We start from the raw sequence: 14,205 nt of genomic DNA, 5'->3' as shown, positions 1-14,205 counted from the left end.
TCTCCTGGAGATAAATACTTAATATCTGCCAACTATAGAATTTTCCTGCTGAGGGATTCCCCGCACTCATCCCTCAAGGACGGGGACGATCAACCTTGATTTTTCCTAGTAGATTCTACTTTTAATTTTTCCTCTCCCACTCTTTAGTTCTTGGAAGCAAGCTACACTGGGTTACTTGTCGATTTCAAGGTTGCATAATATTTGCCAATTGGTTTACATACTGCAAATCCTATGTTGATTCCCCAAATTAGTATCTTTGTCTTCAGCTTATTTTAGGGATTGCAATTTTTTTGTATTCCTTCATGACATAGTGCAGTATGCATCAAATTGGTAAAGCCTAGTATTCCCAAATCAAATTTTAATAATTACCCCTTTGATTCAGGCTTGTTTTAAACAATTTATCTCAAGTTAACTAGCGATCGCTAATCGTTAAGCTCAATTTTTATAACAAAACTCTTATAATCCCGACACATTCATACATATTCAGATACACAATCAAATTTTCCAGATATTTATTTGAGGATAGCGTATCGGTCAGTTGTATTGAACGAAGCCGAGGTCAGCAAAAAAGTCGAAGTATCAGGCTTTTATCAAGCTTATTCTCCTCATCTTCTCTTCCCCCACCTCCCAAACGGCACTTTTTGTCGCAATTTAACGTCCATTTGCTAGAAGTCAGTAGTAAAGTTTAGTTACGAATACTAAATTTCGGTTATTTACATCACAGACTGACTATCTGCTAGAGGAGTTTAATCATGCGACGTTTACTTTCCACCTTAGCTATTACCGGCTGCTTACTAACAGGTTTCCAAACCATTACCTGGGGACAAGCTTTACCCGGATTCACCCTGTTTAGCGGCGTCAAAAGCGAAAATCAGCTACCCTTTCGGTTAGATTTTGGCGGACAAACAAATAATACAGACCGCTACATCCTCAAAATCCCTACCCAAAAGATGAAATTGGCAGTAACCCAGTTTGCCATCACTTATCCTGATTATTACAAAGGGACTTTTGACACCACTAAGGTTGAAGTCAAGTATAAAAACAAAAAGGTTGCCTTGTCTGAGGTGAAGTGGAATAAAGAAAGTCGCGTGATTGAAATTTTTCCCCAAGAACCAGTACCCGCAGGTGGTGGAGTAGAGTTAATTTTATCTAATGTGCAAAATCCCGCGTTTGCTGGGACATTCTACTTTAACTGTCAAGTACTCTCTGCTGGCGATGTCCCATTACTACGTTATGTGGGAACCTGGATTTTAAGTATTTCTTAATTAGCTGAAGTATGAACTAGGAAACCCTGGTAGGTTGGGTTGAACAAAGGGAAACCCAACTTCAGGGTGAGAGATGAAGCCGGAATCTTGATTTTGTTTAGCTACTTATCCCTTTATTCCTAGTAAGGTGATAAAATTTCAGATTGTGGCTTTTTATGTAAATCACCGAAAAGGAGATTAGTTATGCAGAGAACTTTAGGCGGTACTAACCGCAAGCGAAAAAGAACCTCTGGTTTCCGTGCTAGAATGCGGACTCCAGATGGAAGAAACGTCATCAGCGCCAGAAGGAAAAGAGGTCGCCATCGTCTGAGCGTTTAGAGCGACTGAAGCACAAAGAGTAGCTGTGGCTTTGCCCAAATCCAATAGACTCAAGTCTCATAAAGACTTTCAAGCAGTTTTCCGCCAAGGAATCCGGCGTCATAGCTCTCATTTCACATTGAGAGCTTTAAAACCCTCCCCTGCTCCCAAACTTTCACCAATCGACTCAGCACATCTCGCCAGCACGCAGATTGGCATTTCGATTAGTACAAAAGTCAGTAAGCGTGCAGTAGTTCGCAACAGAATCAAACGGCAGATGGCAGCAGCTTTATATCAATTGTTACCTAAACTCACGCCAGGGTGGCGGCTAGTGTTCATCGTTAAACCAACAGCAGCACAACAAGAGTGCGTAAGCCAACAATTTCTGCAAGAATTAGAGCAGTTGTTGGCACAAGCCGAGGTACTCAATGGGCATTCGTGAAGAAATTTATTATGAGGGTGGCCCCCATATTGGGGATTTAATTCTTAACTTGCTGATTGGGCTAACCGTTGTGGGGATACCTTTAACAGTAGGAGCAATTGTTAGGGCTTTGTGGTTACGCTTCCGCATTACCGACCGCCGCATTTCTGTGATGGGAGGTTGGATGGGACGCGATCGCACTGATATCATCTATTCTGAAGTGGTGAAAATAGTCAAAGTCCCTCGTGGTTTAGGCTTATGGGGCGACATGGTTGTCACCATGAAAAATGGTAGTCGTTTAGAAATGCGGGCTGTCCCCAACTTCCGTCAAGCTTATGACTACATCAGTGAAAAAGTTGCAGCGAAGAACCCTGAATACAGCGCCACTGCGAGTAAATGAGGGAGTAGGCGTAGGGGTGAGTTTTGGGGAGACGGGGAAGCAATATCACTCTCCCTCATTTTCCCCAAGTTCGTCCTTGATGCCCAAATGGAAAAAGTGCGGCTATCCGTAGCATAGGATAGTCACAGGCTGATCACAGTTTAGATAAATTAGATTCAGTTTAATTAAAGTACCTCAGGTTGAACTCACAATAATGGATTTTGGTATTGGGTTTCTTTCAAACAACATCATGCTGCCGATCATAGACTTTTTCTATGGTATTGTGCCCAGCTATGGATTGGCGATCGTTGCTTTGACATTGATAGTCCGCTTTGCGCTCTATCCCCTGAGTGCTGGCTCAATTCGCAACATGCGGAAAATGCGAATTGTGCAACCTCTGATGCAGAAGCGGATGGCAGAAATTAAAGATCGTTATAAAGATGATCCGCAAAAGCAACAAGAGGAAATGGTTAATGTCCAAAAAGAATTTGGTAACCCATTAGCTGGTTGTTTGCCGCTCTTGTTACAAATGCCGGTATTATTAGCATTATTTGCAACTCTGCGGGGTTCACCTTTTGCAGGCGTTAACTATTCTGTTAATCTGCAAGTGCTCCCGGCTGAACAAATCGAGCGCATTCAACCTCAAGCTTTTGCTACTTCTCCCCAGAATATTTACATAGCTGATGGAGAACACAGCAAGATTACTGCTATCCTCCCTGGTGGTGATAAGTTGGCTGTGGGAGAAAAAACCAAGATTCAATATCAGACCACAGAAGGTAAGCCATTTCAGGTACTAATAGCAGAGCATCCAGAAAATAACCTGATTCCTCAGTGGAAAATCACCAAAGGGGAAGACAGAATTAAAATTGACGCCGAGGGTAACATAGAAGCTTTACAGCCCGGCGATGTCACAATTCAAGGTACAATCCCTGGACTGGCTGCAGACAAGGGATTTTTATTTATTGACGCCTTGGGAAGAGTCGGTGCGATCGATCCTGATGGTACAGTCCATTGGGATATCGTGGCAATGATCATTTCGTTTGGCATCAGCCTTTATGTCAGCCAAATGCTGTCTGGGCAAAATTCCAGCGGTGGCAATCCCCAACAGGATACAGTCAATAAAATTACACCAGTGATCTTTTCTGGGATGTTTTTGTTCTTCCCTTTGCCGGCTGGGGTATTGATGTATATGGTAATTGGTAATATCTTCCAAACCGCACAAACCTATCTGCTTTCCCGCGAACCTTTACCAGAGGAACTACAAAAAATTGTAGATACTCAAGAAAAAGAAGTAGCAGTAGAACAAAAATCCTTGCCATTTGAACCAAAAAGTTCTAAGAAAAAGGCTGCAAGTTAAACATGAGCGATAATCCCATGCACAGAGGGCAGCAGTGGTTAAAAACACTGCTGCAACTTACTGGGGTAAACACTGAAGTTAGGGGCAATTTAGAACCAGCCCCGCCCCAAGACGGTGAATTCCCAGAACCGGATAATTATTGGTTGACCATTGATGAAACCAATTTAACTCCAGAACAAATTCGGCTGTTGATTGGTAGTGACGGTTCAGTGCTAGATGCAATTCAATACTTAGCTAATTCAGTGCTGAACTTGCATCAACCGCCAGCAGAACAAGCCTCGTATACTATCGAGTTAAATGGCTACCGCATTCAAAGACAAGCAGAAATTCAAGCACTAGCAGCCGCAGCATCGCAAGAGGCGCGCGATACGGGAAAAGAAGTGGAAATCAAATCTTTGAGTTCGGCCGAACGGCGACAAATTCACACTTTTTTGAAGGAATTTGGAGATCTAGAAACCTTCAGTCGTGGTAAAGAGCCGCATCGTCATTTGGTTGTGCGTCAACTGCTGAACGAGGAAAGAATCGGGTGATGGGGAGAATCACGCTTGACTTTTGACCCTTGATCACTGAAACTTCGAGTGAGGATATCTCACAAATCCTATGGACGCAATTTACATTCCGCAGCTCACCAAGACACCGGAGCGGACAGAGGAAATTCAAGTTAAGGATTTTCTACCGGGTTTAGAAACTTTGACGCCAGTTCGTGGTCGCCTTCGTGTGCAGCATCAAGGTAATTATTTAGAAGTTGTCGGTCAGGCAGAAGCTATTATTACCTGTACCTGCAACCGTTGTTTACAGCAGTATAACCAACGTTTGGTGATTGATGCCAACGAAATTATTTGGTTAGATGAAACTGCTTATCAGCCGCAAGATTTGCCTTTAGAACGGGAAGTAGCTGTAGAAGATTTGGTGGAGAGCTTACCACCTGACGGCTATTTTTATCCTAGTGAATGGCTGTATGAGCAGATGTGTTTGGCAATTCCTCAGCGACAACTGTGTGACCTGAATTGTCCTGGTATTTTAAGTGCTGAGGGCGATAGCCCAGAAAAGCTGATTGATAATCGTTGGGCTTCTTTAGAAGTGCTGAAAAAACAACTTCCTGGATAGTCAATCGCTGTGGATGCTATTTGTGGTTGACGAACTAGTCATGAGTATATTTACACTCCTAAAAGCATCACTCTTACCTGCTCTTCCCCCATTCTTCCCTATTCATCAAGTTTATGAACTTTCGTGAAGAATTTAAACTGCTAATCCGTGCCCGCTATCCCTTGATTTATATTCCTACTTTTGAAGAGGAGCGGGTGGAAGCAGCTATCAAAGAAGAAGCAATCAACCAGGGTAATCGTGCTGTATATACTTGGGATTTTGTTGACGGTTATCAAGGTAATCCCAATGATGCAGGGTTTGGGCGGCGTAACCCACTACAAGCTCTGGAATTTATTGAAAAATTACCAGCTACATCAGCTGCAGTTTTGATTTTAAGAGATTATCATCGTTTTTTAGATGATGTGGCAATTTCGCGCAAACTCCGCAACCTCTCCCGACTGCTGAAGTCTCAGCCGAAAAATATTATTTTGCTGTCGCCAAAAATGGCGATTCCTGACGATTTAAGCGAAGTGTTGACGGTGGTTGAGTTTCCTTTACCCGCAGCTGCAGAAATTAAGACAGAAGTGGAACGTTTGTTACAAGCAACGGGGAACTCTTTATCTGGGAGAGTTTTAGATGATTTGGTGCGTTCTTGTCAAGGGTTGTCAATGGAGAGAATTCGCCGAGTTTTAGCAAGAGCGATCGCAACTCATGGCGAATTGCAGCCAGAAGATGTAGATTTAGTATTAGCCGAAAAGCGTCAAACTATCCGCCAAACCCAAATCCTCGATTTTTACCCCGCTATTGAGCAAATTTCTGATATCGGTGGGCTGGATAACCTCAAAGATTGGTTAGTCCGTCGGGGTGGCTCCTTCACAGAAAAAGCTCGCCAGTACGGATTACCACACCCTCGTGGTTTAATGTTAGTGGGTATTCAAGGTACAGGCAAATCTTTAACAGCAAAAGCGATCGCTCATCATTGGCATTTACCACTACTACGTTTAGATGTTGGGCGGTTATTTGGTGGGTTGGTAGGAGAATCAGAATCTCGGACTCGCCAAATGATTCAAGTTGCGGAAGCCTTAGCACCTTGCGTGTTGTGGATTGATGAAATCGATAAAGCTTTTTCTGGATTGGGTAGCAAGGGTGATGCAGGTACCGCTAGCCGAGTATTTGGTACATTTATTACTTGGTTAGCTGAAAAAACCTCACCTGTGTTTGTCGTCGCCACAGCTAATGATATCCAAGCTTTACCACCAGAAATGCTCCGCAAGGGGCGATTTGATGAAATTTTCTTCGTCGGTTTACCTACCCAAGAAGAAAGGAAAGCAATTTTTAGTGTTCATTTATCCCGATTACGCCCCCATAACTTGAAAAGTTATGAACTTGACCGATTAGCTTATGAAACCCCAGATTTTTCTGGTGCAGAGATTGAGCAGACTTTAATTGAAGCTATGCATATAGGCTTTAGTCAAAATCGGGACTTTACTAACGATGACATTTTAGCCGCCGCTAGTCAAATCATTCCCTTGGCGCGCACAGCAGGCGAACAGATACAACAACTACAAGAATGGGCTGCAGCGGGGAGAGCGCGTCTAGCCTCCAAACACAGTCCTTTAAGCAATCGCATCCAACAGCAGATGTGATGATTGGGCAAAGGGTACTTGTACTAAGTGCAGGACTGATTAAAAATTTAGGGAGATTAGACTTGACAAATGACCAATGACCAATCACAAATAACAAATGACAAATGATTATTGATGACAAATTAGAAACATGTTTTCTAGCTTACTAAAATTTATCTTGGGAGTATTCTTAGCGATCGCTATTTTAATCGGGAGCGGACTCGCCACAGCACTCTATTTTGTGAATCGCACTGCTACGCCCCCCACTAAACCAACGTTTAGCAACGATTACCCCCCTACTAAACCCAAAGCTCCCAAAGCAACTCAAGCACAAGCAAAAAAAAACCCTCAGCCGCAATCCTCACCAACCCCCACTCCCACACCATCACCTAAAACCGAAAAATTACCACCAGGAGCTTATCGCGGGATAGTAACTTGGCCTCAAGGTTTAGGTTTGCGAGCGGAACCACAACAAGATGCGGCCCGTGTTGGTGGCGTTGCTTTTAATCAAAAAGTTATTATCTTGGAAGAAAGCCAGGATAAAGTTTGGCAAAAAGTCCGTGTTGAAGACAGCAAACAAGAAGGTTGGGTGAAAGCAGGTAATACTCAACGCTTTGAGGAGCAAGCAGAAGAAAGCGCACCTAATCAACCACAATAGTCAGTTATTTTCCGGAAATTGCCACTAGATAAATGTTTCTAGTTACCGTTGTCCATAGTATACTGGGGACAAAGTTTTCTAGTACTCGAAAAAGCAGTAATTCTGCCGATGTCAATCAAGAACTAGCTTGGTAGATCATTGACCACGAGAAAACTTTTAGCACCCGCAGACTAAAAAAACTATGGAAGCCATCGGTTATCTTCATCTCGCCTCAGTATACGAGGCATCTGAAAACCTTGAGGTTGTTCCTATTCGAGTTAATCTCAAATTTTGGCGTTGGCGAAAACTCTCCAGCGCCGCAACGATGGGTTTTTTGTCTGTGGCGTTGACTATTGGCGTTTTGAGTGTAGCTCAACAAGCTTTCGCACTCCAGAAAGTAGGTAGTAATAATTCTGGAGTGACAAATATTCAGAGATGTTTGAGTAAGTTAGGTTTCTTTCGTGGCCCCGTGACAGGCAAATTTGCTTCCTTAACACAGCAAGCTGTCATCAACTTTCAGCAGGCGAATAGATTACCTGCTGACGGCGTTGTCGGTGGTAATACTCAAAGCAGACTGCAACAGTCATGTCAAGGTAGAGGGAATAGAAACAGTAGCAGTAATTTGCAACTAGGTAGCAGAGGCCCAGCGGTATCTAGGTTACAACAGCGCCTACAGCGATTAGGTTACTTTGAAGGCCCCATTACAGGCTATTTTGGTTCTAAGACTCAGCAGGCTTTAGCTAGATCCAGGCAATCTGCCCAGGTTCGCAATCATACCACGATTTCTGCTTCAACTAGACAAGCCAACTTCAGCACAGTTAGTGCCAATGGCGAATATCCGGTGTTGTTTGTCGGGAGTACGGGAGAGGCTGTGACAAGGTTACAACAACGTCTGCAGCAGTTAGGCTATTTTACCACCACTCCTACAGGCAATTTTGGCGGTGTCACGAGAGATGCTGTAATGGCGTTTCAACGCAACTCTGGGATACCTGCAAATGGGGTGGCTAATCAACAAACTTGGAATGCATTATTGGGAAATAGTCAAAACCAAGTTGCAGTCACGTCTAGCTTATCAACTGAGCAAGCAAGGGAGCTACAACAATATTTGCAGGATTTGGGTTATTTAAATACTAATCCTACAGGCTATGTAGGCTCAATGACCACAGAAGCTTTGAGTAGATTCCAGCGAGATTATCGACTCAGTGCAGATGGTATAGCTGACCTCCAAGCTTTGAATGCGTTGCGTCAGGTTTCCCAACAGCGAAATGCAACTCAATCAGCGACGACAAATCAAGCTAATAGAGATTATCTCACAATCGGTGACAGAGGGGAAAATGTCAAAGCAGTACAAGAGCGGTTGCTGCAAATAGGCTTTTTTAATGCTAATCCCGACGGGAATTTTGGGGAAAATACAAGAGCTTATGTGTATGCATTCCAGCAGTATGCTCGACTCAATCCTACAGGGATTGTAGATAAGCAAACTTGGCAAGCTTTAGGTTTGAATACTTCCCCTATCAGCAATTCATCTAATAATAATCGCTACGTGGTGATTATCCCCGTTCGGAATGCGGATACACTCAATAAAGTGCGTCAGTATATACCTAATTCGGTGGTCGAGAAGTCTGGCTTAGGAGATTATATCAACGCGGGTGCTTTTGGCGAGCGGGCTGCTGCTGAAAGTCATTCAAGAAAGCTCCGCTCATACGGTTTTGATGCCAGGGTAGAATATTTTTAACTGTTGGGCTATCTTCTTTGCCTTATGAACATGTGGTGATTATGCTACTAAAAAAGAATCACTACATCTGCAAGATTGAGATTTTTGTAACAATTTTGTGGTATCTTCAACCGAGAGAGGACGACTAAAAAGATATCCTTGCATCAACTCACAATTGAGAATTTGCAACAAATTCCTCTGCTCCTCAGTTTCTACCCCTTCTGCTACAACTGCCAAATTTAATCCATGAGCTAATGCAATAATAGCAGTAGCGATCGCCACATCATTATTACCATGTCTGAGATCCCGTACAAAAGACTTATCAATTTTTAAGCCGTGGAGCGGAAAGGTTTTCAGATAACTTAAAGAAGAATATCCTGTGCCGAAATCGTCTATGGAAATAGCCACGCCCATATTATGTAATTCTCTCAATGTGGCTTGGGTTAAACTGATATTTTTCATCGCCACGCTTTCAGTAATTTCCAACTCTAAACACTCATGATTTAATTGAGTTTCTGATAATATCTGCGCTACCATTTCAGCTAAATTAGATTGCTGAAATTGTCTAGCAGAAAGATTAACAGCAACAGTAAGTGCTGGTAATTCTAGCATTTCTTGCCAAGCTTTATTTTGAGTGCAAGCAGTTTTTAAAACCCATTCGCCAATGGATATAATTAATCCGGTTTCTTCAGCAATGGGAATAAATTTTTCGGGAGGAATTAACCCTAAATCAAAGCTATTCCAACGTAGCAAGGCTTCAATTTTAGTAATTTTTCCTGTGGTAATATTAACTTGTGGTTGATAGTAAACCTCAAATTCTTGCCGCTCCAAAGCCGAGTGTAAACTATTTTCTAATATTAACAATTCGGTAGCTTGGGAAGTGATAGCAGAGTGATAAAATTGATAATTATTTCTCCCTTGAGACTTGACGCGAGCCAACGCCGCGTCAGCATTTTTAATTAAGGTTTCTGCATCTTCACCATGGATGGGATAAAGCGCCACACCAATACTAGCGCTGATATGCAAGCAATGATTTTCAATACTAAATGCTGGTTTAAAAGCTGCTAGAATATGTTCTTGAATGTGGGCGACACCATGAACATCTTTAATTTCTGGTAAAAGTAAGATAAATTCGTCACCTCCCCACCGCGCTAGGGTGTCAGCACTTCCTAAGCACTTTTTTAATCGTTGAGCAACACTTTGCAACAATTGGTCACCAATTCTATGACCTAGTGTATCGTTGATTTTTTTAAATCGATCTAAATCTAAAAAGCAAACAGCTAATTGATGATGATTTTGATGTGCTAACTGCAATGATTCTACAAGACGCTGATGGAAAAATTCGCGGTTGGGTAAATTTGTTAATAAATCGTGTGAGGCTTGATGACGGATAGTAGCTACTGCTAATTTTTGATCGGTGACATCCCTAAAACTCCAGACTCTACCGACGATTTTGCTCCCCAGGCGCTGTGGTTGCGAATAAAGCTCTACTATTGTCCCATCTTTAAAGGCGATTGCTTCATTAATTTGCTCATCTGGGTGCAAAGACAATTCCCTCACGGTAGCAAGACAATATCGCGGATTTTTTAGCTCCTTCATCGCTACTCTGAATGCTGCTTTGTAATTCCCTGAAGACATGAGAGATTCAGGGATGCGCCAGATTTTCAGAAATTTTTGATTAAACCCAGTAATATTACCTTGAATATCTACTACTAAAATACCATCAGCAGTAGATTCTAATGTTGCCCATTGCAGAGAAAGAGATTTTTCTAGTTCTTGTTGCATCCGCTGACGTTCTCTAATTTCTTGGTACAATTGGGCGGTGCGCTCTGGAATTTTATTTTTTAAATTAGTCTGTTTTTTAAGCGAGTATTTTTTGCCCTCGCTGTCTAATAACATTGCTTTGTGAGATAATCGCTGGATAATTTGAAATTTAGTTAGTAGTATGTTTCTGATTTTTGGCAAAAGATAATTGCAGATACGTAAAGCAATAAGTTGCGCTCCTAAGCAGGTGAATAAACCAACCATCAAAAATATCATGGTAGTCTCTGCTACGGTATGTATTGTCTATTTGTCTGGGAATATTTTTGGTTGTGCAGTAACTGTAATACTAGTTTATTAGCTCAAAAGCAAAATCCTAGTTTTCAATTAGAGTGTAAAAAATTAACTTGCTTGCAAGTAATAAAACATTAGCAAACCTGTGTTACTTGCCAGTCTGGGTAAGACTTTTCAAGTTTATGTTTATCATCTTAACATAGTAAATACCAAATATACATCTTTTTTATTTTGGTGTTAAATAATTTGATTTCATATATAAAAAATGCGGTTTCTTTGGACATACGAGTGTTAATTGCTCTGATTAACATTTTATTTATATCATGTGATTACTGAGAAAAAAACTAAATTTTAGGTGTTTGTTTATCTGTCAATGTTATGATAGAACCTATGAAGATATAACTGTTGCCACGCCAACCATAGGTAGAGTCTAGGATAGTTGTCAACAGGGGGTTTAACCCTTACCAAATTCTCATGAATTTATCTTCAATGCACAAAGATGCAAGCATCAATAATTCTTTGAATTGATGTTTTTTTTGAGTTTAGCTCATGGCTAATCAAAACCGAAAAATGCATGGGAAAATTAATTGTAGATAAGTGAACAGTTAAATACCATACTACCATCTGCAAATTTTATAAAGTTATGGGCTAAGGAAAAACTTTTGCTGACAGCAATCTGCATTCAGCAAATCTAATATATTAAACTGCTTTATTTTTGACCGTCCGGACTTTATGTTAACTTCACACTGATTAAATTCAATAAATGCACTTTTGTAAAACTTGATACTATTTTTAAGTGATAAATTTAACTTATTTTCTTGCCGATATCACAAACAATAGAAACGTCTTTCCCTAACACCCAGTCCCTAACTCCTTTTTTTACGCAGTTTTAATGAATCCCTTCAGTATGGGGCGCAAGTATCCCACAGCACGTGGATGGCGTTATGATTGTGCGGCTAGAGCGATCGCCTGTGGTAAAATCTGATATTCTTGGACTTGAATTCTGGCATGGAGTGTTTCTGGTGTGTCGTCTGGGAATACGGGCACTGCAGCTTGTGCTAAAATTCGCCCGCTATCCATTTCTAAACAAGCTATATGGGCTGTACAGCCAGCGATTTTCACCCCTGCGGCTAAAGCTTGTTCCACTGCACGGATTCCCTTAAAACTGGGCAACAAACTAGGATGAATATTAATAATTTTGTCAGCAAAAGCATCAATTAAGACTGGCGTCAATAGCCGCATCCAGCCCGCCAAAATTACCCATTCCACATCATACTGTCGCAATTTATCAACAATTTGTTTATCAAAATATTCACGATTTTGATAGTCCCGGTGATTGATTAATAAAGCATCTATACCGCGATTTGTAGCCCGGATCGCCGCCTTAGCTCCAGGATTATTATAAATTAAAACTTGAATTTGGGCATTAAGTTTTCCATCAGCGATCGCCTGGAAAATTGCCTCAAAATTACTTCCATTTCCCGAAGCCATAATTCCCAGCTTTAAGGGAGCATTTGCAGTTATTTGGTAACTAGAAATATTGGGGACAATCAGACTAGCATCCCTTGGGTAATCTTGACTCATAAAGTATCGAGTGAAATATATAAGAATATTTTTTCATTCTTTATTTTTAACACTAAGCAGAAATTATTGATTTTTAATTCCCGCTTTAGGAGTAATTAATTTGACATTATCAGGTAATTTTATACTATCAGAAACTTTGGTAAATAAAGCCGCCGTTTTAGCAAAAGTTACAGGTCTAGGTTTTCCAGGATCAGTGTTATCTAATTGCAACTTTAATTGACCATTAGCAGTAAATTCAAAAATTGTTAAAACAGGTTCTTTTTTATTAGGAACTGTAATATCCAAATGCATAGGCTGCGGCGTCGGGTTAATGCGATATTGAAATTCCACAGCTACCGAAGTTTGCGCATTGGGTGAAAAAACAAATAATTTGCCCTCTGGGGAGAAAATGAAGGCTAACGTGATTGAAGTTTCCAAATCCTTCGCTTGCCATTGCCCCAATAATTTTTGGGTTATCGGGCTGGTAGACTGGTTTGATGGCGATGGAGTTGGTTGTGGCGCTGTGACAGGTTGGGCTAAAACCGTTGTGTCGAGTGCCGTTAATAATGCTATAAATACGCTAGCAGCGAGCATCTTGCTAGGGATAGAAAATTTGCCAAAGTAAGGGGCGATTTTAGTTGTTTGCAATAGAGTCATCAGATTTTCAGGATATTAACAATAAATTTGCGTAGAATCACATCCAACATCCATTAAATAGTTTACATTGCTATGAAAACATCCCGCCTCTCTTGGATGCAGGTACTAGATAACGATGCGATCGCCGCCTGGATTTTTTTGACTCCAGCATTGATTTTACTTGGTGTATTTGTGCTGTGGCCGATCGCTTATTTGTTTTATCTTAGTTTTACTGCTGGTAGTTTCACTGCTACAGGTACTTACTTCGTAGGTTTCAAAAATTACTGGCGATTGTTATTGAACTCAGATTTTTGGCAAGTTATCGCTAACACAGTTTACTTCACCGTTGCCACCATCATTCCTAGTTTAGTCATTCCTCTGGGACTAGCAGTTTTGTTAAATCGTTCCCTGGCTTGGCGGGGAATACTGCGGAGTGCTTATTTTCTGCCTTCAATTATTTCTCTAGTAGCCGCTGGTTTGGGGTTTCGTTGGCTGTTTCAAACCACTGGCCCAGTGAACGCCTTTTTAGGACTGTTCGGAATACCATCTATTCCCTGGCTAGGGGATACTTTTTGGGCTATGCCAGTGTTAATTTTATTGAGTATTTGGAAACAAATCGGCTTCAATATGGTAGTGTTTTTAGCAGGGTTACAAGCCATTCCTCCCAGTCGCTATGAAGCTGCAGAACTAGATGGCGCCAATAGCTGGCAACAATTTTGGTACATTACCCTTCCCGGTTTGCGACCAACTTTAATATTTGTGATAGTCACTACTGGTATTTTTACATTGCGGAGTTTTGAGCAAGTTTATGTAATCACCGGTGGTGGGCCGCTAAATTCTACAAATTTGCTGGTTTATTATATTTACCAAGAAGCTTTTGGTCAATTTGATTTCGGTTACGCAGCCGCAGGAGCCACAGTATTGCTAGCTGTGGCGTTGATACTGGTATATCTACAATTACAGGCTTGGAGTGAAGAGAAATAAAACCATCACAACCACCCCCCGCGCCTCTGCGCGACGGACACTTTGCTCAAACTCCTCCACTACCGCACGCAAGTGTCCTCCTCTGCGTGACAACATCCATAACTAAATATAAAAAATTTCCGGAAACCGCAGTAGGGTGGGCATTGCCCACCCTACTAGCTTACTTAGAGTTTGAATAAAAAAATT

The 14,205-nt window shown here is 41.4% G+C and carries 14 protein-coding genes; 11 read left to right on the top strand and 3 right to left on the bottom strand.

Annotation, left to right across the window (positions count from 1 at the left end):
* The first annotated feature begins 752 nt into the window (after nt 1-752).
* The 10 genes from MIC7126_RS0115880 (at nt 753) to MIC7126_RS0115840 (ending at nt 8,802) form a co-directional block, all read left to right on the top strand.
* The gene (locus MIC7126_RS0115880) at nt 753-1,265 is read left to right on the top strand and encodes a DUF2808 domain-containing protein (protein WP_017654148.1); all 513 of its coding nucleotides are present in this window, start codon (nt 753-755) and stop codon (nt 1,263-1,265) included.
* Nucleotides 1,266-1,448: 183 nt separating this feature from the next.
* Nucleotides 1,449-1,583 (top strand): 50S ribosomal protein L34, encoded by a 135-nt coding sequence (rpmH, locus tag MIC7126_RS29460; RefSeq protein WP_081603037.1) that lies wholly within the window; start codon nt 1,449-1,451, stop codon nt 1,581-1,583.
* 25 nt (nt 1,584-1,608) lie between these two features.
* Nucleotides 1,609-2,004 carry a ribonuclease P protein component gene (gene rnpA, locus MIC7126_RS0115875; protein ID WP_017654147.1) on the top strand — a complete coding sequence of 132 codons (396 nt, stop codon included), beginning with the start codon at nt 1,609-1,611 and terminating at the stop codon, nt 2,002-2,004.
* Complete coding sequence (locus MIC7126_RS0115870) at nt 1,991-2,383, top strand: PH domain-containing protein (RefSeq protein ID WP_017654146.1); 393 nt, start codon at nt 1,991-1,993, stop codon at nt 2,381-2,383. The genes rnpA and MIC7126_RS0115870 overlap by 14 nt, the downstream gene beginning before the upstream one ends.
* Before the next feature lie 193 nt (nt 2,384-2,576).
* A complete protein-coding gene (gene yidC, locus MIC7126_RS0115865) occupies nt 2,577-3,719 on the top strand; it encodes a membrane protein insertase YidC (protein WP_017654145.1) in 1,143 nt (380 codons plus the stop codon).
* Between the two features lie 2 nt (nt 3,720-3,721).
* Nucleotides 3,722-4,249 carry a Jag family protein gene (locus MIC7126_RS0115860; RefSeq protein WP_017654144.1) on the top strand — a complete coding sequence of 176 codons (528 nt, stop codon included), beginning with the start codon at nt 3,722-3,724 and terminating at the stop codon, nt 4,247-4,249.
* A 70-nt stretch (nt 4,250-4,319) separates the two neighbouring features.
* Entirely contained in the window at nt 4,320-4,826 is a 507-nt protein-coding gene (locus MIC7126_RS0115855; protein WP_017654143.1) for a YceD family protein, read from the top strand.
* A gap of 113 nt (nt 4,827-4,939) precedes the next feature.
* The gene (locus MIC7126_RS0115850; protein WP_017654142.1) at nt 4,940-6,451 is read left to right on the top strand and encodes an AAA family ATPase; all 1,512 of its coding nucleotides are present in this window, start codon (nt 4,940-4,942) and stop codon (nt 6,449-6,451) included.
* A gap of 130 nt (nt 6,452-6,581) precedes the next feature.
* Entirely contained in the window at nt 6,582-7,088 is a 507-nt protein-coding gene (locus tag MIC7126_RS0115845; protein ID WP_017654141.1) for an SH3 domain-containing protein, read from the top strand.
* Nucleotides 7,089-7,269: 181 nt separating this feature from the next.
* On the top strand, nt 7,270-8,802 hold the full coding sequence (locus MIC7126_RS0115840; protein ID WP_017654140.1) for a peptidoglycan-binding protein: 1,533 nt from the start codon (nt 7,270-7,272) through the stop codon (nt 8,800-8,802).
* 39 nt (nt 8,803-8,841) lie between these two features.
* On the opposite strand, the gene MIC7126_RS0115835 is transcribed toward MIC7126_RS0115840, so the two are convergent.
* From MIC7126_RS0115835 to MIC7126_RS0115825, 3 genes are all read right to left on the bottom strand, one after another.
* Nucleotides 8,842-10,821 carry a putative bifunctional diguanylate cyclase/phosphodiesterase gene (locus MIC7126_RS0115835; protein ID WP_017654139.1) on the bottom strand — a complete coding sequence of 660 codons (1,980 nt, stop codon included), beginning with the start codon at nt 10,819-10,821 and terminating at the stop codon, nt 8,842-8,844.
* 957 nt (nt 10,822-11,778) lie between these two features.
* Nucleotides 11,779-12,420: a phosphoribosylglycinamide formyltransferase gene (purN, locus tag MIC7126_RS0115830; RefSeq protein ID WP_017654138.1), complete on the bottom strand. Its 642-nt coding sequence runs from the start codon at nt 12,418-12,420 to the stop codon at nt 11,779-11,781.
* A gap of 63 nt (nt 12,421-12,483) precedes the next feature.
* On the bottom strand, nt 12,484-13,056 hold the full coding sequence (locus MIC7126_RS0115825; protein ID WP_017654137.1) for a hypothetical protein: 573 nt from the start codon (nt 13,054-13,056) through the stop codon (nt 12,484-12,486).
* A 72-nt stretch (nt 13,057-13,128) separates the two neighbouring features.
* On the opposite strand from MIC7126_RS0115825, the gene MIC7126_RS0115820 reads away from it, so the two are divergent.
* Entirely contained in the window at nt 13,129-14,019 is an 891-nt protein-coding gene (locus tag MIC7126_RS0115820) for a carbohydrate ABC transporter permease (RefSeq protein WP_040629813.1), read from the top strand.
* The last annotated feature ends 186 nt before the right edge of the window (nt 14,020-14,205 follow it).

It is taken from the genome of Fortiea contorta PCC 7126 (genome assembly GCF_000332295.1).
In the GTDB taxonomy this organism is placed as follows: domain Bacteria; phylum Cyanobacteriota; class Cyanobacteriia; order Cyanobacteriales; family Nostocaceae; genus Fortiea; species Fortiea contorta.
This window is presented reverse-complemented; position numbering and strand designations above follow the sequence as displayed.

Coding starts and splice junctions, on each gene's coding strand:
- MIC7126_RS0115880 (WP_017654148.1), top strand. CDS start 753: ATGCGACGTTTACTTTCCACCTTAGCTATTACCGGCTGCTTACTAACA.
- rpmH (WP_081603037.1), top strand. CDS start 1,449: ATGCAGAGAACTTTAGGCGGTACTAACCGCAAGCGAAAAAGAACCTCT.
- MIC7126_RS0115870 (WP_017654146.1), top strand. CDS start 1,991: ATGGGCATTCGTGAAGAAATTTATTATGAGGGTGGCCCCCATATTGGG.
- yidC (WP_017654145.1), top strand. CDS start 2,577: ATGGATTTTGGTATTGGGTTTCTTTCAAACAACATCATGCTGCCGATC.
- MIC7126_RS0115860 (WP_017654144.1), top strand. CDS start 3,722: ATGAGCGATAATCCCATGCACAGAGGGCAGCAGTGGTTAAAAACACTG.
- MIC7126_RS0115855 (WP_017654143.1), top strand. CDS start 4,320: ATGGACGCAATTTACATTCCGCAGCTCACCAAGACACCGGAGCGGACA.
- MIC7126_RS0115850 (WP_017654142.1), top strand. CDS start 4,940: ATGAACTTTCGTGAAGAATTTAAACTGCTAATCCGTGCCCGCTATCCC.
- MIC7126_RS0115845 (WP_017654141.1), top strand. CDS start 6,582: ATGTTTTCTAGCTTACTAAAATTTATCTTGGGAGTATTCTTAGCGATC.
- MIC7126_RS0115840 (WP_017654140.1), top strand. CDS start 7,270: ATGGAAGCCATCGGTTATCTTCATCTCGCCTCAGTATACGAGGCATCT.
- MIC7126_RS0115835 (WP_017654139.1), bottom strand. CDS start 10,821: ATGATATTTTTGATGGTTGGTTTATTCACCTGCTTAGGAGCGCAACTT.
- purN (WP_017654138.1), bottom strand. CDS start 12,420: ATGAGTCAAGATTACCCAAGGGATGCTAGTCTGATTGTCCCCAATATT.
- MIC7126_RS0115825 (WP_017654137.1), bottom strand. CDS start 13,056: ATGACTCTATTGCAAACAACTAAAATCGCCCCTTACTTTGGCAAATTT.
- MIC7126_RS0115820 (WP_040629813.1), top strand. CDS start 13,129: ATGAAAACATCCCGCCTCTCTTGGATGCAGGTACTAGATAACGATGCG.